This window comes from Pseudomonas putida (assembly GCF_003228315.1).
Classification (GTDB): domain Bacteria; phylum Pseudomonadota; class Gammaproteobacteria; order Pseudomonadales; family Pseudomonadaceae; genus Aquipseudomonas; species Aquipseudomonas putida_S.
The window spans coordinates 4733374-4754044 of sequence record NZ_CP029693.1 but is presented as its reverse complement, the minus strand read 5'-3'; the positions used below and the strand labels follow the sequence as shown (position 1 = coordinate 4754044).

The window sequence follows — 20671 nt, the reverse complement described above, 5'->3', positions numbered from 1 at the left end:
ACGCGTCAGGCCTCGTCGTTATAGACGAACTTGGGCATTTCCCAGTGAAAACGGATCGCCAGCAAGCGCAACAAGAAGCCGCCGAACAGCGTGATCAGAAGCGCCTGTTCACTTGGCAAATTCAGCCAAAGGCAAAGCATGTAACACCACGCTGCCGCGAAAGAGACGCTGGCGTAGAGCTCGCGACGGAAGATCAGCGGGATGTCGTTGCAGAAGATATCGCGCAGGATGCCGCCGAAAACCCCGGTAATCACGCCGCTGACGGAAGCGACCAGCATGCCGTGCCCCATTTCCAGGGCAGTCATGCAGCCGATCAGGGTGAAGGCCACCAGGCCGACGGCGTCTAGCACCAGAAACAATGAGCGCAGGTGACGCATCCAGCGGGCGGTGAAGACCGTGAACATCGCCGCGATGCTGGTCAGCACCAGGTATTCCGGGTGTTTGACCCAGGTCAGGGGATAGTGGCCGAGCAACACATCCCGCACCGAACCGCCACCCAAAGCCGTGACGCAAGCGATCAGCACCACGCCAAACCAGTCCATGCCGCGACGGCCCGCAGACAGCGCCCCGGTCATGGCTTCGGCGGTGATGGCGATCAGGTAGAGCATCAGCAACATGGTGGCGGTCCTTGCGAAAAAGGCGCGCAGTCTACGCACTTCACCCAGGCACCAAAAGAGGGTCTCAGTGGCTGAAAGGACGTCATCGCGAGCAAGCTCGCTCCCACGGGTCTGCGCAATGCTTCTGTGGGAGCGAGCTTGCTCGTGATGAGGCCAGAGCAAACACCGACTGATCAGAACTTGATGAAATGCTTGCGGTAATGCTGCAACTCGGCGATGGACTCACGGATGTCGTCCAGGGCCAGGTGGGTGCTGCCCTTTTTGAAGCTGTCGCGCACGTCCGGCGCCCAGCGTGCCGCCAGCTCCTTGAGCGTCGAAACGTCGAGGTTGCGGTAGTGAAAGAAGCTTTCCAGGGATTTCATGTGCGTATAAAGGAAGCGACGATCCTGGCAGATGCTGTTGCCGCAGATCGGCGACTTGCCCTTCGGCACCCATTTCTCCAGGAACTCGAGGGTCTGGGCTTCGGCTTCGGCCATGCTGATGCGGCTTTCGCGCACGCGCTGGGTCAGGCCCGAGTTGCCGTGGGTGCGGGTATTCCACTCGTCCATCGTGGCGAGCACTTCGTCACTGTGGTGGATGGCGATGACCGGCCCTTCGGCCAAAGTATTCAGGTCACTGTCGGTGACGATGGTGGCCATTTCGATGATGACGTCGGTATCCGGGTTCAGACCGGTCATTTCCAGGTCGATCCAGATCAGGTTTTGCGAACTTTGCATGTGTCGGCTCCTAGGCAATGCTGCGCAGTTTAGCCTAGGCCGGTGGCCGGGCGTGCTAAACTCGCGGCCGTTTTACCTAATCGCTGCATTCTTGATACGGAACACCCATGGCCAAACGCCAACTCAATCGTCGCCAAAACTGGCGCATCGAAAAGATTCAGGGCGAACGCGCTGCCCGCGCCGCCAAACGCGAGTCCTCGGCTGTCCAGGCACTCGAGGGCGGCGATCTGGGCCCCGAGCAGCACGGCCTGGTGATCGCGCACTTCGGTGTGCAGGTCGAAGTCGAAGCCCGTGATGGCGAACATGCCGGCCAGGTGTTCCGTTGCCACTTGCGCGCCAACCTGCCGGCGCTGGTGACCGGCGACCAGGTGGTCTGGCGTGCAGGCAATCAGGGCATCGGGGTGATCGTCGCGCAACTGCCACGGCATACCGAACTGTGCCGCCCGGACAGCCGTGGCCAGCTCAAGCCGGTCGCCGCCAACGTCGACATGATTGTCATCGTTTTCGCGCCGCTGCCCGAGCCCCACGCCAACCTGATCGACCGCTACCTCGTCGCCGCCGAACACGCGGGCATCAAGCCTCTGCTATTGCTGAACAAGTACGACTTGATCGATGAGCACAACGCCCCGGCGCTGAATGCCTTGCTCGGTGTCTACCGCACCCTGGGCTACCCAGTGCTTGAAGTATCGGCTCACCACGGCAATGGCATGGAGCAACTTCAGCAGCGGCTGGACGGACGCATCAGTGTGTTCGTCGGTCAGTCCGGCGTCGGCAAGTCTTCGTTGGTCAACAGTCTGCTGCCTGACGTCGAAACCCGTGTCGGCCCGCTGTCCGAACTGTCCGGCCAGGGCACCCACACCACCACCACCGCGCGCCTGTTCCACTTCCCCGGCGGCGGCGAGCTGATCGACTCCCCGGGTATCCGTGAGTTCGGCCTTGGCCATGTCAGCCGTGCCGATGTCGAGGCCGGTTTCATCGAGTTCAACGACCTGCTCGGCACCTGCCGCTTCCGCGACTGCAAGCACGACCGCGAACCCGGTTGCGCTCTGCTCAAGGCCCTGGAAGACGGTCGCGTGCAGCAACAACGGATGAACAGCTACCGCTCGATCATCGCCAGCCTGCCGGAAACCGGCTACTGAGTCGTTTCCCGCAGACATGAAAAAGCCGCGATTATCGCGGCTTTTTCATGGGTCACTGTTTGGGCGCTTCACCCGGCTTCGGCGCCGGATCATCGAACAGATTCAGCCGTTCACGCAGCTCATGCGCCGGCAACGGTTCCTTGTCCGCCGGCAACGCATTCGGGTCGGCCGGCGGAGCCGGTGCTGCGCCCGGAGTCGCTGGCGGAGTATCCGGAGCCGGTTCCGCGCCTTGCGAACCTTCGATGGCGCGCTGGGCTTTCTTGGTCAGCACGATGATGTCGATACGGCGGTTGACCGGGTTGAACGGGTGTTCGCGGTCAAACAGCGCCGACGACGCATAACCGACCACCCGCGCCACTTGCTGCTCCGGATAACTGCCTGCCACCAGTGCACGTCGCGCGGCGTTGGCGCGGTTGGCCGACAGCTCCCAGTTGCCGAAATCACCCTGGCCGCTGTACGGCTTGGCGTCGGTGTGACCGCTGATGCTGATCTTGTTCGGCACCGCTTTGATGGTGTCGGCCATGGCCAGCAGGATGTCTTCAAAATACGGTTTCAGGCGTGCGGAACCCGAGTCGAACATCGGCCGGTTCTCGGCGTCCACGATCTGGATGCGCAAACCGTCCGGGGTGATCTCGAACATGATCTGGTCTTTGAATTTCTGCAGCTGCGGATTCTCTTCGACCTTGTTCTGCAACTCCTGCAGCAACAGCTCGAGACGCTCCTTCTCCACCATCTCGGCCATGCCTTCGACCTGTTCGGCGTCGACCGTGACCTTGTCCGGCTGCGGCTGGGACTTCACCTCGGGGTTGAGGGTGTTTTCCGGCGCAAGGGTCGGCGTACCGCCCAGATCGATGATGTAGGGCGTGCCACTTTCGGAGAAGCCGATCGGGTCCTTGAAGTAACCGGCGATGGCGATCTTCTGCTCCGGCGTTGCGGTGGACAGCAGCCACAACACCAGGAAGAACGCCATCATCGCCGTGGCGAAGTCAGCGAAGGCGATTTTCCAGGCGCCCCCGTGATGCCCGCCGGCGTAGCGCTTGACGCGCTTGATGATTATCGGCTGATTATTTTCCATGGAGAGTGCTCTGTCTCACAAATACTGTTCCTTTTTGACGGTGTCTGTTGTCGCCATACGGCGTTGCCGCTCCTCGCCATAGCGGGCTATGACTCGTCGCGGCGCCTTGTCTGGCGACACCAGCCACTCGCCAAAAAAGGAACGTATTTGCGAAACAGAGCACTATCGACCGCGAACCGCTTGTTCCAGCTCGGCGAAGCTAGGACGGTGCGCCGGGTACAGAACCTTGCGCCCGAACTCCACGGCCAGCGATGGAGGCATGCCGGAAGCCGAGGCCACCAGCGAGGCCTTGATGGCTTCGTAGATGTTCAGTTCTTCCTTGGCGTCGTGAGCCAGGGAATGGGCCAGCGGGCCGAAGAAGCCGTAGGCCGCGAGAATACCGAAGAAGGTACCTACCAGCGCCGCACCCACGTGCAGGCCGATGGACTTCTGATCGCCCTCGCCCAGGGAAGCCATGGTCACAACAATACCCAGTACCGCCGCAACGATACCGAAACCGGGCATGGCGTCAGCGATGCCATTCACCGCGTGGGACGGGTGCTCCAGGTCTTCCTTGAGGCTGTACAGCTCCATGTCGAACAGACCTTCGAGTTCGTGGGGAGCCATGTTGCCGGAGGACATGATGCGCAGGTAGTCGCAGATGAACGCCGTCATGCGCTCGTCCTTGAGGACCGATGGGTACTTGGCGAAGATCGGGCTCGCGGCGGCGTCTTCGATGTCAGCCTCGATGGCCATCATGCCTTCGCGACGACTCTTGTTGAGGATCTCGTAGATCAGGCCCAGCACTTCAAGATAGAAACCATGACTGAAGCGCGAACCGAACATGCTCAGGGACTTCTTGAGCACGTGCATCGTCATATAGCCGGGGTTGGCCTGAAGGAATGCGCCGAGGGCCGCACCACCGATGATCATGACCTCGAAGGGCTGGATCAGAGCGGCAATTTTACCGTGGGAGAGCACGTATCCGCCGAGCACGCTCGCGAATACGACGATGATGCCGATTATTTTAGCCATAGGTAGGGGAGCACTTACTGAGTCGGGTTCAAGGTCATATTCGGAAGTTAATAAATCTCTTCTTCTACTTATCGGCAAAACTGCGCCAGACTAAAGGCAGTTCAGGCGAAAAGCCAATTTGACCCACTCCGGGCCCCGGTAATGTTGATGATGATCGCCTCCACACATGGCTAACGAAACGAACGTATCGACTCAAAAACCGACCACCCTCGACGGCTGGGTCAAACTTCTGGACGGCGTGCGACTGCCGGTTCCGCAAGCCAGTCACGACCGTGTCTGCCGGGCGATCCGCGACAATCGCAGCTCGTTGCGCAACATTGCCGAACTGATGCAGGACAGCCCCGCCCTGGCGTTGAGCATCTTCCGCGAAGCCAACCGGCACACTCACGGTACCTTGAGCGAGCCGGCGGAAAACCTCGAAGTGGCGATCAGTCGCCTCGGCCTCAAGCGTACCGAGGAACTGCTCGAACGCCTGCCCGCCTTGCCCCAGAACGAAATCCCCAAGCCCCTGCGCCAACTGCAGATGATCAGCCAGCACGCCACACAACAGGCCAATGGCTTTTTCGCCAGTCGCCTGGCGCGGCTGTGGCAGGACATCCATTGGGGCAGCCTACTGTTTCTCTCTCCGTTATGGCCATTGGCGCTGACCCATCCGCAGTTGCTCGAAGACTGGGAACTGCGGGTTATCCACAAGGGCGAATCGGCCCGTAAAGTCGAAAAGCAGTTGTTTGGCGCGCGTCTGTTGCAAATCGCCCTGGCCCTGGTGGACCTCTGGCGCCTGCCGATCTGGGTCCAGCAGGGCTATAAACTGCTGCTGACCGAGCAGCGGGAACTGGTGAAAGTGCTGCGAATTGCCCGCGACAGCGAGCATCCATTACGCCAACAGAACCGCCTTGACGACGACCCGACCCTGCGCCGCTGGCTCAATCAACCGGCCAACACGGTGTTGCTGGCCAACGGTCTGGCGCTCTCGGCGCAACAGGCCTGGGACTGCCCGCACAGCCAACGCTGGCAGTACCTGACCAGCCTCTATCTGCAAATTTCGATGGACGAAGTGCAGCAGCAACTGCACCAGCAAGCGGCCAACAGTGCGCGCTACCACGCCATGCCTGATCTATGGCACCCCGCCGTAGCGTTGCTCTGGCCATGGGGCACCAACCGCATTCATGCCGGCCTGCTGCCAGCCCCGGCCCCCACCACCGAAGACCTGGCCAAGTGGCGCAACCAATGTGCCGAACTTCTGGCCGAGCCGAGCCGCTTCACCAACGCCATGCACCTGACCACTTCGGCCCGGGATGCATTGATTGCCTGTGGCATGCGCCGGGTGATGATCCTCATGGCCGATCGCACCCACGCCAATCTGCGGGTGCACCAGACGGCCGGGCTGCCGAAAGAAGCCGCCGGCCTGAATTTCGTGGTCAGCCAGAGCAACGTGCTGCAACGCCTGCTTGCGCAACAGGCACAGGTACGGATCACACCGGACAACAACGCCCAATTTTCTGCCTTGCTGCCCAATGGCCTGCGGGCCCAGTTCAGCGGCGAACACCTGTTGCTGCGATCGCTGGTCAACAATGGCCGGGTAATCATGATTGTCGTCGCCGATCAGGGCGGCGGACCGTTTTCGGAAATCACCGTACAAGCCTTTGGCAAAACCGCGCAGTGCATCGAGAAGGCGCTGAATACCTTTAGTCAGCGCGGCAAATAAGCCTGCGTTACAATCCTCACTTTTTGTGCTCTGGAGACCTCACATGTCTGACTTCTCTGGCTTGCCGCTGGTCATCGAGCCGAGCGACTTGCTCCCTCGCCTCGAAGCCCGCGATCTGATTCTGGTCGACCTGACCAGCAGCGCCCGCTATACCGAAGGGCACATTCCGGGCGCGCGTTTTGTCGACCCGAAACGCACCCAACTGGGCCAGGCACCTGCGCCGGGGCTGATGCCGCCACAAGCGGCACTCGAAGCCCTGTTCGGTGAGCTGGGACACAACCCTGATGCGGTCTACGTGGTTTATGACGACGAAGGCGGCGGCTGGGCCGGGCGATTCATCTGGCTGCTGGATGTGATCGGCCATCACAAGTATCACTATATCGACGGTGGCCTGCCGGCCTGGCTGGCAGCGGGATTGCCCATGTCGATCCAGGTCCCGCCTGCCGTTGGCGGCCCGGTTGCACTGACCCTGCACGATGAACCCACCGCCACCCGCGAATACCTGCAAAGCCGTCTCGGCGCGGCCGACCTGGCGATCTGGGACGCGCGCGGACCGCTGGAATACTCCGGCGAGAAAGTCCTGGCCGCCAAGGGCGGGCACATCCCCGGCGCGGTCAATTTCGAATGGACTGCCGGCATGGATCAGGCACGCCAGCTGCGTATTCGCACTGACATGCCGCAAATCCTCGAAAAGCTGGGCATCACGCCCGACAAGGAAATCATTACCCACTGCCAGACCCATCACCGGTCCGGCTTCACGTATCTGGTGGCCAAGTCCCTCGGTTATCCGCGGGTCAAGGGTTACGCCGGCTCCTGGGGCGAATGGGGCAATCATCCCGACACCCCTGTAGAGAATTAAGGTTTTTAAGGACCGTTAATGAACAAGCGTCTGTTTATCATCAGCCAATACCTGCTGCCCCATAACCTGCTCTCGCGACTGGCCGGCTGCATCGCCGAATGCCGCGTGCGCTGGTTCAAGAATGCCTTCACCGCCTGGTTCGCCAAGCGTTATCAGGTGAACATGTCCGAGGCGTTGGTCGAAGACCTGACTGCCTACGAACACTTCAACGCCTTCTTCACCCGCGCATTAAAAGACGGTGCGCGCCCACTGGACGAAACCCCGGGTGCGATTCTCAGCCCCGCCGACGGTGCGGTCAGCCAGCTTGGCCCGATCGAACACGGTCGTGTGTTCCAGGCCAAGGGCCACAGTTTTAGCGTGCTGGAATTGCTGGGTGGCGATGCTGCCAACGCCGCGCCGTTCATGGGCGGTGATTTCGCCACCATCTACCTGTCGCCGAAGGACTACCACCGCGTGCACATGCCGCTGGCCGGCACCCTGCGCGAGATGGTCTACATCCCGGGTCGCCTGTTCTCGGTCAACCAGACCACCGCCGAAAACGTTCCGGAACTGTTCGCCCGCAATGAGCGCGTGGCGTGCATTTTCGACACCGAGCGCGGGCCGATGGCCGTGGTGCTGGTGGGCGCGATGATCGTGGCGTCGATCGAAACGGTGTGGGCCGGCCTGGTCACTCCGCCGAAGCGCGAGCTGAAAACTTTCCGCTACGACGAAGCCGCGCGTGCGCCTATCCATCTGGAAAAGGGTGCCGAGCTGGGTCGCTTCAAACTGGGTTCGACCGCTGTGGTGCTGTTCGGGCCGGATCAGGTGAAGTGGGCAGAAGAGCTGGTGGCGGGATCGCCGGTGCGGATGGGTCAGGGCATGGGCTCGCCAAAAGCCTGATAGACCTCGTCACTGTAGGAGCGAGCAAGCTCGCGATGGACGTTAACGATGACGCGGGCATTCTGAATGCACGCGTCGCTCTCGGGTTCATCGCGAGCAGGCTCGCTCCTACAGTGGTTTCGCGGGGTTAGAGCTGGCCGTCGCGATCGCGCAAGCCCAGCAGATACAGCACACCATCAAGACCCAGGGTCGAAATCGCCTGCTTGGCCGACTGCTTGACCAGCGGCTTGGCACGGAACGCAACACCCAATCCGGCAATCGCCAGCATCGGCAAGTCGTTGGCACCGTCGCCGACCGCAATGGTCTGCTCCAGCCGCAAACCTTCCTTGTGCGCCAGCTCCTTCAGCAGATCAGCCTTGCGCTGCGCATCGACAATCGGCTCGATCGCCACGCCGGTCACCTTGCCGTCGACCACTTCCAGTTCATTGGCGAATACATAGTCGATGCCCAGCTTCGCCTGCAATTGCTTGGCGAAGTAGGTGAAGCCACCCGACAGAATGGCTGTCTTGTAGCCCAGGCGCTTGAGTTCGGCGAACAGGGTTTCGGCACCCTCGGTCAGACGCAACGAAGCGCCGATCGAGTCCAGCACACCGACATCCAGACCTTTGAGCAAGGCCAGGCGCTCCTTGAAGCTGGCACGGAAATCCAGTTCACCGGCCATGGCGCGCTCGGTAATTTCCGAGACCTTGTCGCCTACCCCGGCAGCCTTGGCCAGTTCGTCGATGACCTCGGCTTCGATCAGGGTCGAGTCCATGTCGAACACCGCCAGACGACGGTTGCGACGGAACAGCGAATCTTCCTGGAAGGCGATGTCGACGTTGAGTTCCTGGGCCACGCTGAGGAATTCAGCACGCAATGCCTGCGGATCGGCTGCTTCGCCGCGTACGGAAAACTCGATGCAGCCTTTGCCTTTATCGGCCGGGGTATCCAGCGGCATGCGCCCGGACAACCGATCGATGTGGTCAATGTTCAGGCCGTACTTGGCGGTGATCGAACTCACGGCTTGCAATTGACCGGCGGTCACCTTGCGCGTCAGCAGCGTCACGATGTGGCGCTTCTTGCCCTGGTTACCAACCCACTGCTGGTAATCCTGCTCGGACACAGGCGTGAAACGCACCTGTTGATCCAGTTCATAGCCTTTGAACAGGATGTCCTTGAGGACAGACCGACCCTGTTCGGTGTCGGGAATTTCAACCAGGATGCCGAACGACAGGGTGTCGTGGATCACCGCCTGACCGATGTCGAGAATGTTCACACCACCCTGGGCCAGAACGCCGGTAATGGCCGCAGTCAGACCCGGACGATCGGATCCGGTGATGTTTATCAGGACGATTTCGCGCAAGGCGCACCCCCGCAAGTGGAAAAAAACCGCATTCTACCCACTTTCAGTGACCATCGGGCACCGTGAGCGCTTTGCCGGTCTAGGGCCTGTCGCTATACTGCGCGTCAACTTCACGGACAAAAGAGCCGAGCTCAAGTGAACCGGCCCACGCCAGTAAAAACCGATAACTTCTTTCTGCTGATCTTCCGGGCACTGCGCCATCGCCGTGTACCGATTGCATTGCGCATTGCCAGTCATAACGTGATCCTGGTCGCTCTGGCCCTGGTGATCTATGCCGGCGTGATGGGCTTGCAGTTCAAGCAGGCCATGCACGAGCAGGCGGATGCGCTGGGTGAAAGCCTGACGACGCAGACCGCGACCTCCGCCACCGAGCTGCTGGTGTCCAACGACATCCTCAGCCTCAACGTGCTGCTCAATAACCTGACCAAGAACAAGCTGGTGGCCCACGCCGCCATCTACAGCATGGATAACCGCATCCTTGCCGAATCCGGTCAGCGTCCCAAGCACGGCCTGCTGGGCGAGGCCGAAGGCATCTACCAGAGCAAGATCACCTTCCAGGACGTGACCGCCGGCCAGCTGCGCATCAGCCTGGACATGGACCAGTTCCAGCAGCCGATGACCATCAGCCTGCAGAGCATGGGCATCCTGAGTGCGATTCTGCTGGCGCTGTCTCTGGCCTTGAGCCTGCGCCTGGGCCGGCACATCACTACCCCGCTCCTGCAACTGCGCGTGTGGCTGCGTCGCATCGACGAGCACACCCCGGGCATCGAACGTCAGGACGAGATCGGCGACCTGGCGCGCCAACTGCACGCCGACTTCGCCCCGGAACCGGCCGAGCCCGAACCTGTGCCGGAGCCCGAATTCGACGACAACGATTACGACGATGCGGAACCTGGCTTCGAAGTGCGTAACCTGCGTGATCCGAGCTTTGATGAAAGCCGCCCGATGCCCGCAGTGAAGGCGGCACCACGGCGAGCTGTCAGCACCGTCGAAGATGATGACGACGATGCCTTCGCCGATCTGCTCGATGAATCGGAAGACAGCCCGGCCAAGCCGATGGCCAAACCCAGCGTGCCGCAACACAGCGCGGTCCTGGCCGTGCAATTGGGCTCCCAGGAGCAACTGCGACGCCTGCCCCGCACCCGACTGGAAGAACTGCTCAAGCGCTATCGCGACTGCCTCGATCAGGCTGCATCGCTTTATCAGAGCGAGCTGCACACCCTGAACGATGGCAGCACGCTGATGCTGTTCCACACCGAGGACAGCGGCGACGATTACCTGACCAACGCCATTTGCTGCGGCGAGCTGCTGCGCGCACTGGGCCACCAGTTGCAGATCGAAGTTGCCGACAGCGGCATCACCCTGCAATTGCAGCTGGGTCTGACCCTGGGTGACGAACTGTTCGGCCTGAGCCAGATCGACCTGTTGCTGACCGACCCGGCCCAGGATGCCCTGGCCCTGTCTCAACACAGCCGCAACCTGCTGCTGGTGGAGCGCAAGATCAGTGACGATGCGCTGATCCGTCAGCGTGCGCGGATCCGACCGATTGCCAGCCCTGAGGGTGCGTGCTGTGTCGAGCGATTGATGGAGCCTTATCCGTCGATGCTGGAGCGGCAGCTGGCGCGGATGCATGAGCGTCGGGCGTAAGCTTCAGCCCTGATGTACAAAAGCCCGCACACAAGTGATCGTCTGCGGGCTTTTTTGTTGCCTGTGCCGGCCTCATCGCGAGCAAGCCTTGCTCCTACAGGTTTTGTAGTTGTGTTCGTGTCGCATGTACGACGCAGAACCTGTGGGAGCAAGGCTTGCCCGCGATGGGGCCAGGACAGACAGCACAGATTCCAGCCCGCAGAAACAACAAAGCCCGCATCAGTGCGGGCTTTGTCTTTTATCGATCCAGACTTAGAAGCGGAACACTTCCATATCGGTGCGGATCGGTGCCGCCATCGGAATCTTCGGCTGTTTTTCCGCTTCCGCCGCTGGCGCCACAGGCTTGGCGGCCGGCTTTTTCGGGGCTTCGGCGATTGGCGGCTGGTTGGCCAGCGGCTTGAGCGCGACCGAGAGTTGCTCGGCGAGTTTCTGCAACAACGCGCCCTGGGCCTGAACCTGGGCGGCGGTGGTGCCGGCGTGCAACTCCTGAAGGTGAATGATGCGGTTGTCACGCACCTGACCACGACGGTCGATCAGACGCCACTGGGCATCGAGGATCGCCGGCTGCTTTTCGCCCGAATCCAGGCGAGTGATGGTCAGCAGCACCTGCACATCCGGGGTGAAGCCCGTGGTAGCGGGTGCCAACACGACTCGCTGACTGTCCAGATGACCGGACACCTGGCGCAGCAGCAATTGATCGATGTCCGAAGACAGGCTGCCCGCCCAACGGCCATCGGTCGAAGCTTGCAGGCTGCCATCCGGCTGACGCTGCAACAGGGTTTCACGCTGCAGATAGTCGGCAACGGTTACCGGACCCAGCAATACCGCCATGCCAGCGCTTTGCGCAGGCTGAACCGGACTTCCGCTGTCCAGTTGATACAGCGACACCGGCTGGTGCACGCTGCAACCCGCCAGGCCAAGCAGGCCGGCGAGCATGAAAATAAAAGGAAGGCGCAGAGCAGTCATCGTCCCCATCCAGGTGATCGCCATAAGGCCCATCACAGTGAAAATACTCAACAAATATGAAGAACGCTCGGCCACGCCGGCGCTTGAAAGGGCATATCATCCGTGAATATGCGCTCCGACTCCAGCGTCAAAGCGACGATCTACGCGTTAAATCGTAGATCGGCGCCTCTAGTACGCCTAATTGAGGTTTTCGACGAGCAGCGCATCTACCCGCTGGAAGCCACGTGGCAACTTGTTACCCCGACGCCCACGCTCACCCTTGTAGTGTTCGAGGTCGTCCGCTTTCAGTGACAAGGTACGTTTTCCAGCCTGCAGCACCAACGTAGCGCCTTCCGGTATGACGGCGATGTCCGTGACAAACTCCTCGCGACTGGCGACCCGCTCACCCGAAATCCCGATGATCTTGTTGCCTTTTCCCTTACCTAATTGTGGCAGATCGCTGATCTTGAAGATCAGCAGGCGACCTTCGGTGGTCACCGATGCCAGCCAGTTCTGCTCACGATCGGCCACCGGGCGTGGCGCGATCACCTTCGCGTTGTTCGGCAGGCTCAACAGCGCCTTGCCCGCCTTGTTCTTGGCCTGCAGGTCTTCACCCTTGACCACGAAACCGTAACCGGCATCGGACGCGATGACGTACAACGCATCGTCCTCAGGCATCAGCACGCATTCGAAACTCGCCCCTGGCGGCGGCGTCAGACGGCCGGTCAACGGCTCGCCCTGACCCCGGGCCGATGGCAAGGTATGCGCGGCCACCGAATAGCTGCGTCCGGTGGAGTCGATAAACACCGCAAACTGATTGGAACGCCCGGCCGCCGAGGTCTTGAAGCCGTCCCCGGCCTTGTAGGAAAGCCCGGTCGCGTCGATTTCATGACCCTTGGCGGAACGAACCCAGCCTTTTTCCGACAGAACGACGGTGATTTTTTCGTTCGGCAGCAGCTCGGTTTCGGTCAGGGCCTTGGCTTCGGCGCGCTCGACGATTGGCGACCGACGGTCATCGCCATAGGTTTCGGCATCCTTGATCAGCTCGCTGCGCACGAGCTTCTTCAGCTTGGCTTCGCTGCTCAGCAGGGCTTGCAGCTTGGCCTGTTCCTTGAGCAGTTCATCCTGTTCGGCACGCAGCTTCATTTCTTCCAGTCGCGCCAACTGACGCAAACGGGTGTCGAGGATGTAATCGGCCTGGATTTCGCTCAGGGCGAAGCGCTCGATCAGCTTGGCTCGCGGATGCTCCTCAGTACGGATGATGTGGATCACTTCATCCAGGTTGAGGTAGGCAATCAGCAAACCGTCCAACAGGTGCAGGCGACGCTCGACCTTGTCGAGGCGGAATTGCAGACGCCGACGGACGGTCAGGACGCGGAATTCCAGCCATTCCACCAGCAAGGCGCGCAGATTCTTCAGCTGCGGCTTGCCGTCCAGACCAATGATATTGACGTTGACCCGGTAGCTGGACTCCAGGTCAGTGGTGGCGAACAGGTGCTGCATCAGCGCTTCATGATCGACGCGGCTGTTGACCGGGATGATCACGATGCGGCACGGGTTCTCGTGGTCCGACTCGTCGCGCAAGTCCGCGACCTGCGGCGCCTTGGACGGCTTGGCCTGCATCATCGCGGCGATCTGCTCCAGGACCTTGGCCCCGGAGACCTGATGCGGCAGCGCGGTGACGACGATGTCACCGTCTTCGATGTGGTAAACGGCGCGCATGCGCACCGAGCCTTTGCCGGTTTCGTACATCTTCAGCAGTTCGGCGCGCGGCGTGATGATTTCCGCTTCGGTCGGATAATCCGGGCCCTGGATGTGTTCGCAGAGCTGTTCGACCGTGGCTTTTGGCTCATCGAGCAGGCGCACGCAGGCGCTGGCGACTTCCCGCAGGTTGTGCGGCGGAACGTCGGTGGCCATGCCCACGGCGATACCGGTGGTGCCGTTGAGGAGGATGTTCGGCAAACGGGCCGGCAATACCAGCGGTTCGTCGAGGGTGCCGTCGAAGTTCGGCCCCCAGTCCGCAGTGCCCTGCCCCAGCTCGCTGAGCAGCACTTCGGAATAACGCGACAGCCGCGCTTCGGTATAACGCATGGCGGCGAAGGATTTGGGATCGTCCGGCGCACCCCAGTTGCCCTGGCCGTCGACCAGCGTGTAGCGATAGCTGAACGGCTGGGCCATCAACACCATGGCTTCGTAGCACGCCGAGTCACCGTGGGGGTGGAACTTACCGAGCACGTCACCGACGGTACGCGCCGATTTCTTGTGCTTGGAGTCGGCATCCAGCCCCAACTCGCTCATGGCGTAGACGATGCGCCGCTGTACGGGCTTCAGGCCGTCGCCGATATGTGGCAGGGCACGGTCCATGATCACGTACATGGAGTAGTTGAGGTAGGCATTTTCGGTGAAGTCAGCCAGCGATCGGCGTTCTACGCCATCTAAGCTGTCTGCAAGGATGTCGCTCATGCGGGCCTCATCGGTTCGTTGTCTGGCGCAGCAGCATGGTGCCACCGCGCTGGGTAAATTCAAGTTTGTTCAGGGCGCTCATGCCGAGCAGCACCTGATCGCCATGCAGGCCGGGCGCCACCAATGCGCGGACATCCCGCAGCACGATGTCGCCCAGTTGCAGGCGGTCGATACGGGTGCGATAGCCCTGGCTCAGGCCATTGGCCGTGCTCAGGGTCACACCGAAACCTTCTTCAAGCTTCAAGCGACTGGCCAGGTCCGCCGGAATCGCCACGTCCGTCGCCCCGGTGTCGAGCATGAAATCCACCGGCTGGCCGTTGATATGGCCGCTGGCGACAAAATGCCCCTGGGCGTTGCTGACCAGTTTCACCTCGATAAAACCGTTGTTCTGTTCCGAGCTGACCACCACATTCGGGTTCTGCTGTCGCGCTTCCCACTCACCGAAGAATCGCGTCGCCAGAAACAGCGCGGCACACCACGCCACGATCAACAGCACCCGACCGGCGCGCTTGCCCGGCGCCTGCTGGCTCACGGTTTGGCGCTCCAGCCACCCTCAGGCGCGGCGAAGCGCCAGACGATCGGACGTACCTCACCATCGGCGCGGGCATCATTGTTGTTGTCGATGCCGATCCAGGCGCCTTCGTCGTCGATCACCAGGGCTTCCGCCAACCCGAAGGGTTGCGGGTAACGCCGATTTTCCTGCAACGCGTCTTCGGCATACGACCAGCAGCGCTCGACCTTGGCCGTTTCCGCGTCACGGCGGCAAATTTCGTAGGCATTACGTTCGAGGGTAAACAGCTTGCCGTTGTACAGCGACAGATCGGCGAAATCCTTGGGCATCGGTTTGGCCTTGGGAAACTGCGCGGGCTGCATTTCCTTACCGGCTTCGCTCAGCAGCACACAGCCACCGTCGCAATCCCAGACCGTCTGCTTGCGCTTGATCAGCAACAATCCGCGACTCTCGCGCTCGGCAGCCAGCCACAACTTGTCACCTTCCGGACTGACCGCCAGGCCTTCGAACACCGCATTGAAGTTCAACAACATGCCCCTGGCCCGTGCTTCACGCACCATGAGCGGGGAAATCTTCAGCCAGGACGTCGGCCCCGTTGGCGGAATCTGCAACACGGCGGCGTGAGCCTCGCTGACGACATAGCGATTGCCGGCGCTGTCGCAGGTGATGCCTTCGAAATCCAGATCGCCGCCCCGCACAAATGACGCGACCCAGGCACGGGCGCGCAGCCCCCAGGGCAAACCGCTGTCCGGCACGGGAGGCACGCCGATGCCGACCGTTTCGGCGTGCCAGACGCCGTCGCCGGTTTCGAGGCGATAGATCTGGTCATCGTCACGGTCGGAAACCGCCCACAGCTCCTTGCCGCACTGAGCCAGTCCCGACAGGTTGCCGCCGCGCATGCCTTCGACGGCATGCTCGGACAACAGTCGCAGTTGGGGTGCCGGTTCGGCAGAGACCGTGATCGAGGTCAGCAGCAACGCACACGCCAGGGCAAAGCCCTGACGCATCAGCTCAGCACCTCGGCCAGGTTGCCCTTGGACTCCAGCCAGGTCTTGCGGTCACCTGCACGTTTTTTCGCCAGCAGCATGTCCATCATTTCCGAGGTCGTGGCGAAATCTTCGCCCAGGGTCAGTTGCACCAGGCGACGGGTGTTCGGATCCATGGTGGTTTCACGCAGCTGCGGCGGGTTCATTTCGCCCAGGCCCTTGAATCGGGTGACCTGTGGCTTGCCGCGTTTCTTCTCGGCGACCAGACGGTCGAGGATGCCATCGCGCTCGGCTTCGTCCAGGGCGTAGTAGATTTCCTTGCCCAGGTCGATGCGGTACAGCGGCGGCATGGCGACGTAGACGTGACCGGCCTCCACCAGCGCGCGGAAGTGCTGGACGAACAATGCACAGAGCAAGGTCGCGATGTGCAGGCCGTCGGAGTCGGCGTCGGCGAGAATGCAGATCTTGCCGTAGCGCAGCTGGCTCATGTCCTCGGCGCCCGGATCGACGCCAATGGCCACGGCAATGTTGTGCACTTCCTGGCTGGCCAGTACTTCGCTGCCGTCGACTTCCCAAGTATTGAGGATCTTGCCGCGCAACGGCAGGATCGCTTGGAACTCTTTGTCCCGCGCTTGCTTGGCCGAACCGCCGGCGGAGTCACCTTCCACCAGGAACAGCTCGGAACGCATCGGGTCCTGCCCGGCGCAGTCGGCGAGTTTGCCCGGTAACGCCGGCCCCTGGGTGATGCGCTTGCGCTCGACTTTCTTGCTGGCCTTCAGGCGACGACCGGCGTTGTTGATCGCCAGTTCGGCCAGCGCCAGGCCGGTTTCCGGGTGGGCGTTGAGCCACAGGCTGAAGGCATCCTTGACCACACCGGAGACGAACGCCGCCGCTTCACGGGAGGACAGGCGTTCCTTGGTCTGGCCGGAGAATTGCGGCTCCTGCATCTTCATCGACAGCACGAACGCGATGCGCTCCCAGACGTCTTCCGGCGCCAGCTTCACGCCACGCGGCAGCAGGTTGCGGAACTCGCAGAACTCGCGCATGGCATCGAGCAAGCCCTGACGCAGGCCGTTGACATGGGTACCACCCTGGGCGGTCGGGATCAGGTTGACGTAACTTTCCTGCACTGCGTCGCCACCTTCGGGCAACCACAGCAGCGCCCAGTCCACCGCTTCCTTGTTACCGGCCAGGCTGCCGCAGAATGGCTCGTCCGGCAGGCGCTCGAACCCGCTGACGGCGTCGACCAGATAGGAACGCAGGCCGTCTTCGTAATGCCATTCGACTTTCTCGCCGGTGGCCTTGTCCTCAAAACTGACCAGCAGCCCCGGGCACAGCACGGCCTTGGCCTTGAGCACGTGCTTGAGGCGGCTGATGGAGAATTTCGGTGAATCGAAGTATTTCGGGTCTGGGGCGAAGTACACGCTGGTGCCGGTGTTGCGCTTGCCGACAGTACCAACGACTTCCAGCTCGGTGGCCTTGAAGCCATCGGCGAAGGTCATCTGGTATTCATTGCCGTCGCGCTTGACCCGCACCCGCACTTGCGTCGACAGGGCGTTGACCACGGAAATACCCACCCCGTGCAGACCGCCGGAGAACTGGTAGTTCTTGTTGGAGAATTTACCGCCCGCGTGGAGCTTGGTGAGGATCAGCTCGACGCCCGACACACCTTCTTCGGGGTGAATGTCCACCGGCATGCCACGACCATCGTCACAGACTTCCAGCGAGTGGTCGGCGTGCAGGATGACCTGCACCGATTTGGCATGCCCGGCCAAGGCTTCGTCGACACTGTTGTCGATGACTTCCTGGGCGAGGTGGTTCGGGCGACTGGTGTCGGTGTACATGCCGGGGCGCTTGCGCACCGGGTCGAGGCCCGAGAGGACTTCGATGGCGTCGGCGTTATAAGAGCTAGCGCTGGGAGTGGCCATGGGGTCTCGTCGTCCTTCAGTGAAAAGCTGTTCAGTGAAAAAAATTCAATATAAGAGGGGCAGTGTCACAGTGTCGTGAAATCAATAGCCTGATACAGGTCCGCACCAATGCCGGCAAAACTCAGCATCGCCGGGATCTGTGTGGCGAACCCCTGGAAACTATGGTCACCGCCCGCCTGGATACGCAAGGCACAGGCCCGGTAATACTGCTGGGCGAGGCGATAATCCAGCGTTTCGTCCCCGGTCTGCAACCACACCTGATAACGATGCGGGTCCTGCGGCGCCGGCACTTCCAGCTCGGCCAGGGCCGTCACATGGTCGTGGGTCAGTTCCCAGGTCTCATCGGTATACAGGTTTTTCTGTGTTCCCAGGAATCCGTCGAACATCCGGTGCGGACTGACAGCAGGGTTGATCAACAGGGCTTTCAAGCCATGACGCTCGGCCAGATGAGTCGCATAGTAGCCGCCGAGCGAGCTGCCGACCAGCAATGGCCGATCGAGCTCGGCAATCGCCCGCTCCAGCTGGCCAATGGCCTCGCGGGGATGGTGATGCAAGGCCGGGACGCGCAGATGATCGCTCAGGCCCAGGCGTCCCATCACTTCGCTCAACACCGTGGCCTTTTTCGAGGCGGGCGCGCTGTTGAAACCGTGGATGTAGAGGATCGAGCCGGACATTGGAACTCCCTGGGCGACGGGTAAGGAAGGCGGAGTTTACAGGGTGTCGGGGCGAGTTGGGGATCAGCAACCCTGGAAATGAATATGCCCCCTGTAGGAGCACGGCTTGCCGGCGATGGCATCCTTGAAATCGCCATCGCCGGCAAGCCGTGCTCCTACAGAGGGCGACTCTGTCAGTAGCCGTTGGAGCCGTAATCGACCTGGAAATCGAACCCGGTGACCCGCTCCACACCGGTTTCCAGTCGCCCATCCGGCAACAACCGCAACCAGCGATAACCCGGCGCCTGTTCCCCGACCTTGAAGTCCTCGCTACCCGGCTCGAACTGAATGCAGGTCGAAGGCGAAGCCATCAGGCGCACATCGTTGCGAAACTGATCGATTTCCTGATGCACATGCCCCCAGAGCACGGCGCGCACCTGTGGAAAACGATCCAGCACCGCGAACAGCGCGTCGGGATTGCGCAGCCCGATCGGCTCCATCCAGGCACAACCGATGGACACCGGATGGTGATGGAAACACACCAGATGATGGCGCTGCGGCGCCTCGCTCAACGAACGGGCCAGCAGTTGCAACTGGTCGTCGCGCAAATACCCCGGCACCGAGCCTGGCACCGCCGAATCAAGCAAGGTGACGCGCCAGTTGCCAATGTCCACCACCGACTCCAGCAACGCACTCTCCACGGCAGCTTCGGCCATGATCAACGGCTCGTCGTGATTACCGGGAATCCAGCGCGTCGGCGCATCGAGCTGCCGGGTCGCGTCGCGAAATTGCTGGTAAGACTCCAGCGTGCCGTCCTGGGACAGGTCACCGGTGGCCAGGATCAGATCGATCCGTGGCTGCTGCGCACGCACCAGTTCGATGACTTTCTGCAGGCTCTCGCGGGTTTTCATGCCCAATAGCGCACCGTCTGCCTCGGCAAACAGGTGGCTGTCGGAGAGTTGCACCAGCAGCGCCGGATCGGCGGCGGTCAATGTGGATACGCTCGGCAAGGCGTTCTCCCAGGGCGTGATCACGGAAGGGGTCAGTGGCGCAATTATGCTGGGGGACGAGCGAAAAGGGGAATCGGCGAACCTGACGCAGTTCACAAGAACGTTAACGTACTACTTCGTACTCATGCCCCAACGCCAGACAATGGCTCAGCCACTCACCCAGGAACATGTTCAATTGGGCCTTTTCATCAGGCTGGTGCATGAAGGCGTTCGGGTACGGGTAGATGCCGCGAAAGCGCCGGGCATGTTCGGCGCTGACCACTTCGGCCATGCAGGCGTCGTGATAGACCTGCACTTCCAGTTGCGGCACCGGCAACCACGGCAGGCTGTGCTCCTGGCGCACTTGCAGGGTGGTGGTGTAGGGACAGACCTGCAGCACTTCCAGCGCCAGCACCCCGAGCATCTGGTCGCCATGGGTCACGGCAATGCGCCGCGCCGCTGGCTCGCTGCGCATGTCCGGCAACAGTCGCATCAGGCGCGCGTAATTCGCCTCGCAGGACGCTTGCAGCCCTGCCAGATCCACCCGATAGCGATCGCGCAGCTTGTTTACGACCATAACCCCCTCACTTCAACGCGGTTCAAAGCCAGCCATTGCAAGGCAATGATCGTGGCCGCGTTGGCAATACGCCCGTCGCGTACGGCTTGCAGGGCATCATCAAAGGCCCACACCGTGACGCGGATATCTTCTGCCTCTTCCTCCAGCCCATGCAGGCCGCCGACCCCGGTTGTCTCGCAACGCCCCAGGTACAGGTGGACGAATTCATCACTGCCACCGGGCGATGGAAAATACTTGGTCATCGGCCACAGTGCCCCGAATACAACCCCAGCTTCCTCCTGCCCTTCGCGGCGAGCAACTTCTTCCGGTTGTTCATCCCGGTCGATCAGACCAGCGACCAGTTCGACCAGCCAGGGATTGTCGGTCTTGCCCAGGGCACCGACGCGAAACTGCTCGAGCAGCACCACTTCGTCGCGCTGCGGATCGTAAGGCAGCACACATACCGCATCGTGGCGAACAAACAGCTCACGGTTGATTTCACGACTCATGCCACCGGAGAACAATTCGTGACGCAAGTGCACGCGATCGAGCTTGTAGAAGCCCTCGAAGCACTTTTCGCGCCGAACGATATCGACGGCGGTCGGAATGGTATGGGCAAAATCGGTCATGACGTTCCTCGTGTCTAC

At 61.4% G+C, this 20671-nt stretch carries 19 protein-coding genes; 5 read left to right on the top strand and 14 right to left on the bottom strand.

Annotated elements, in window-relative coordinates; all coding sequences use genetic code 11:
* Positions 1 to 5 precede the first annotated feature (5 nt).
* Both DKY63_RS22240 and orn read right to left on the bottom strand, forming a co-directional pair.
* Positions 6 to 617, bottom strand: coding sequence for a trimeric intracellular cation channel family protein (locus DKY63_RS22240; RefSeq protein WP_110966062.1), 612 nt, complete (start codon positions 615 to 617; stop codon positions 6 to 8).
* A 173-nt stretch (positions 618 to 790) separates the two neighbouring features.
* Positions 791 to 1333 (bottom strand): oligoribonuclease, encoded by a 543-nt coding sequence (gene orn, locus DKY63_RS22235; protein ID WP_110966061.1) that lies wholly within the window; start codon positions 1331 to 1333, stop codon positions 791 to 793.
* A gap of 107 nt (positions 1334 to 1440) precedes the next feature.
* Here orn and rsgA point away from each other — a divergent pair, with 107 nt between their 5' ends.
* Entirely contained in the window at positions 1441 to 2472 is a 1032-nt protein-coding gene (gene rsgA / locus DKY63_RS22230; RefSeq protein ID WP_110966060.1) for a small ribosomal subunit biogenesis GTPase RsgA, read from the top strand.
* A 52-nt stretch (positions 2473 to 2524) separates the two neighbouring features.
* Here rsgA and motB read toward each other — a convergent pair whose 3' ends face one another.
* Both motB and motA read right to left on the bottom strand, forming a co-directional pair.
* The gene (gene motB / locus DKY63_RS22225) at positions 2525 to 3547 is read right to left on the bottom strand and encodes a flagellar motor protein MotB (RefSeq protein ID WP_110966059.1); all 1023 of its coding nucleotides are present in this window, start codon (positions 3545 to 3547) and stop codon (positions 2525 to 2527) included.
* Positions 3548 to 3709: 162 nt separating this feature from the next.
* Positions 3710 to 4561 (bottom strand): flagellar motor stator protein MotA, encoded by an 852-nt coding sequence (gene motA, locus DKY63_RS22215; protein WP_110966058.1) that lies wholly within the window; start codon positions 4559 to 4561, stop codon positions 3710 to 3712.
* A 166-nt stretch (positions 4562 to 4727) separates the two neighbouring features.
* Between motA and DKY63_RS22210 the strand changes: the two genes are divergently transcribed.
* From DKY63_RS22210 to asd, 3 genes are read left to right on the top strand one after another with little or no spacing between them, the layout of a single operon-like run.
* The gene (locus DKY63_RS22210; protein WP_110966057.1) at positions 4728 to 6266 is read left to right on the top strand and encodes an HDOD domain-containing protein; all 1539 of its coding nucleotides are present in this window, start codon (positions 4728 to 4730) and stop codon (positions 6264 to 6266) included.
* Between the two features lie 43 nt (positions 6267 to 6309).
* Positions 6310 to 7125 carry a thiosulfate sulfurtransferase gene (rhdA, locus tag DKY63_RS22205; RefSeq protein ID WP_110966056.1) on the top strand — a complete coding sequence of 272 codons (816 nt, stop codon included), beginning with the start codon at positions 6310 to 6312 and terminating at the stop codon, positions 7123 to 7125.
* An 18-nt stretch (positions 7126 to 7143) separates the two neighbouring features.
* Positions 7144 to 8004, top strand: coding sequence for an archaetidylserine decarboxylase (gene asd / locus DKY63_RS22200; protein WP_110966055.1), 861 nt, complete (start codon positions 7144 to 7146; stop codon positions 8002 to 8004).
* A gap of 127 nt (positions 8005 to 8131) precedes the next feature.
* Here the strand turns inward: asd and serB are convergent, their stop codons facing one another.
* Entirely contained in the window at positions 8132 to 9346 is a 1215-nt protein-coding gene (serB, locus tag DKY63_RS22195) for a phosphoserine phosphatase SerB (RefSeq protein ID WP_110966054.1), read from the bottom strand.
* A 135-nt stretch (positions 9347 to 9481) separates the two neighbouring features.
* On the opposite strand from serB, the gene DKY63_RS22190 reads away from it, so the two are divergent.
* Complete coding sequence (locus DKY63_RS22190; RefSeq protein ID WP_110966053.1) at positions 9482 to 10993, top strand: AhpA/YtjB family protein; 1512 nt, start codon at positions 9482 to 9484, stop codon at positions 10991 to 10993.
* A gap of 252 nt (positions 10994 to 11245) precedes the next feature.
* Here DKY63_RS22190 and DKY63_RS22185 read toward each other — a convergent pair whose 3' ends face one another.
* The 9 genes from DKY63_RS22185 to DKY63_RS22145 form a co-directional block, all read right to left on the bottom strand.
* A complete protein-coding gene (locus DKY63_RS22185; RefSeq protein ID WP_110966052.1) occupies positions 11246 to 11959 on the bottom strand; it encodes a PqiC family protein in 714 nt (237 codons plus the stop codon).
* 177 nt (positions 11960 to 12136) lie between these two features.
* Entirely contained in the window at positions 12137 to 14401 is a 2265-nt protein-coding gene (gene parC, locus DKY63_RS22180; RefSeq protein ID WP_110966051.1) for a DNA topoisomerase IV subunit A, read from the bottom strand.
* Between the two features lie 7 nt (positions 14402 to 14408).
* A complete protein-coding gene (locus tag DKY63_RS22175) occupies positions 14409 to 14933 on the bottom strand; it encodes a retropepsin-like aspartic protease family protein (protein ID WP_110966050.1) in 525 nt (174 codons plus the stop codon).
* A complete protein-coding gene (locus DKY63_RS22170) occupies positions 14930 to 15919 on the bottom strand; it encodes an esterase-like activity of phytase family protein (RefSeq protein ID WP_110966049.1) in 990 nt (329 codons plus the stop codon). The genes DKY63_RS22175 and DKY63_RS22170 overlap by 4 nt, the downstream gene beginning before the upstream one ends.
* On the bottom strand, positions 15919 to 17826 hold the full coding sequence (gene parE, locus DKY63_RS22165) for a DNA topoisomerase IV subunit B (protein ID WP_110966048.1): 1908 nt from the start codon (positions 17824 to 17826) through the stop codon (positions 15919 to 15921). Before parE ends, DKY63_RS22170 begins: the two co-directional genes overlap by 1 nt.
* A gap of 65 nt (positions 17827 to 17891) precedes the next feature.
* On the bottom strand, positions 17892 to 18500 hold the full coding sequence (locus tag DKY63_RS22160; RefSeq protein ID WP_110966047.1) for a YqiA/YcfP family alpha/beta fold hydrolase: 609 nt from the start codon (positions 18498 to 18500) through the stop codon (positions 17892 to 17894).
* 173 nt (positions 18501 to 18673) lie between these two features.
* A complete protein-coding gene (cpdA, locus tag DKY63_RS22155; RefSeq protein WP_110967962.1) occupies positions 18674 to 19489 on the bottom strand; it encodes a 3',5'-cyclic-AMP phosphodiesterase in 816 nt (271 codons plus the stop codon).
* Positions 19490 to 19592: 103 nt separating this feature from the next.
* Positions 19593 to 20045, bottom strand: coding sequence for a DUF1249 domain-containing protein (locus DKY63_RS22150; protein ID WP_110966046.1), 453 nt, complete (start codon positions 20043 to 20045; stop codon positions 19593 to 19595).
* Entirely contained in the window at positions 20036 to 20653 is a 618-nt protein-coding gene (locus DKY63_RS22145) for an NUDIX domain-containing protein (protein ID WP_110966045.1), read from the bottom strand. The genes DKY63_RS22150 and DKY63_RS22145 overlap by 10 nt, the downstream gene beginning before the upstream one ends.
* Positions 20654 to 20671: the final 18 nt, after the last annotated feature.

Excerpts from the sequence above, each read along its gene's own strand:
- rhdA (WP_110966056.1), top strand. The coding sequence starts at position 6,310 with ATGTCTGACTTCTCTGGCTTGCCGCTGGTCATCGAGCCGAGCGACTTG.
- orn (WP_110966061.1), bottom strand. The coding sequence starts at position 1,333 with ATGCAAAGTTCGCAAAACCTGATCTGGATCGACCTGGAAATGACCGGT.
- parC (WP_110966051.1), bottom strand. The coding sequence starts at position 14,401 with ATGAGCGACATCCTTGCAGACAGCTTAGATGGCGTAGAACGCCGATCG.
- DKY63_RS22150 (WP_110966046.1), bottom strand. The coding sequence starts at position 20,045 with ATGGTCGTAAACAAGCTGCGCGATCGCTATCGGGTGGATCTGGCAGGG.
- parE (WP_110966048.1), bottom strand. The coding sequence starts at position 17,826 with ATGGCCACTCCCAGCGCTAGCTCTTATAACGCCGACGCCATCGAAGTC.
- motB (WP_110966059.1), bottom strand. The coding sequence starts at position 3,547 with ATGGAAAATAATCAGCCGATAATCATCAAGCGCGTCAAGCGCTACGCC.
- motA (WP_110966058.1), bottom strand. The coding sequence starts at position 4,561 with ATGGCTAAAATAATCGGCATCATCGTCGTATTCGCGAGCGTGCTCGGC.
- DKY63_RS22160 (WP_110966047.1), bottom strand. The coding sequence starts at position 18,500 with ATGTCCGGCTCGATCCTCTACATCCACGGTTTCAACAGCGCGCCCGCC.
- asd (WP_110966055.1), top strand. The coding sequence starts at position 7,144 with ATGAACAAGCGTCTGTTTATCATCAGCCAATACCTGCTGCCCCATAAC.
- DKY63_RS22170 (WP_110966049.1), bottom strand. The coding sequence starts at position 15,919 with ATGCGTCAGGGCTTTGCCCTGGCGTGTGCGTTGCTGCTGACCTCGATC.
- DKY63_RS22145 (WP_110966045.1), bottom strand. The coding sequence starts at position 20,653 with ATGACCGATTTTGCCCATACCATTCCGACCGCCGTCGATATCGTTCGG.
- DKY63_RS22185 (WP_110966052.1), bottom strand. The coding sequence starts at position 11,959 with ATGACTGCTCTGCGCCTTCCTTTTATTTTCATGCTCGCCGGCCTGCTT.
- DKY63_RS22240 (WP_110966062.1), bottom strand. The coding sequence starts at position 617 with ATGTTGCTGATGCTCTACCTGATCGCCATCACCGCCGAAGCCATGACC.
- rsgA (WP_110966060.1), top strand. The coding sequence starts at position 1,441 with ATGGCCAAACGCCAACTCAATCGTCGCCAAAACTGGCGCATCGAAAAG.
- DKY63_RS22210 (WP_110966057.1), top strand. The coding sequence starts at position 4,728 with ATGGCTAACGAAACGAACGTATCGACTCAAAAACCGACCACCCTCGAC.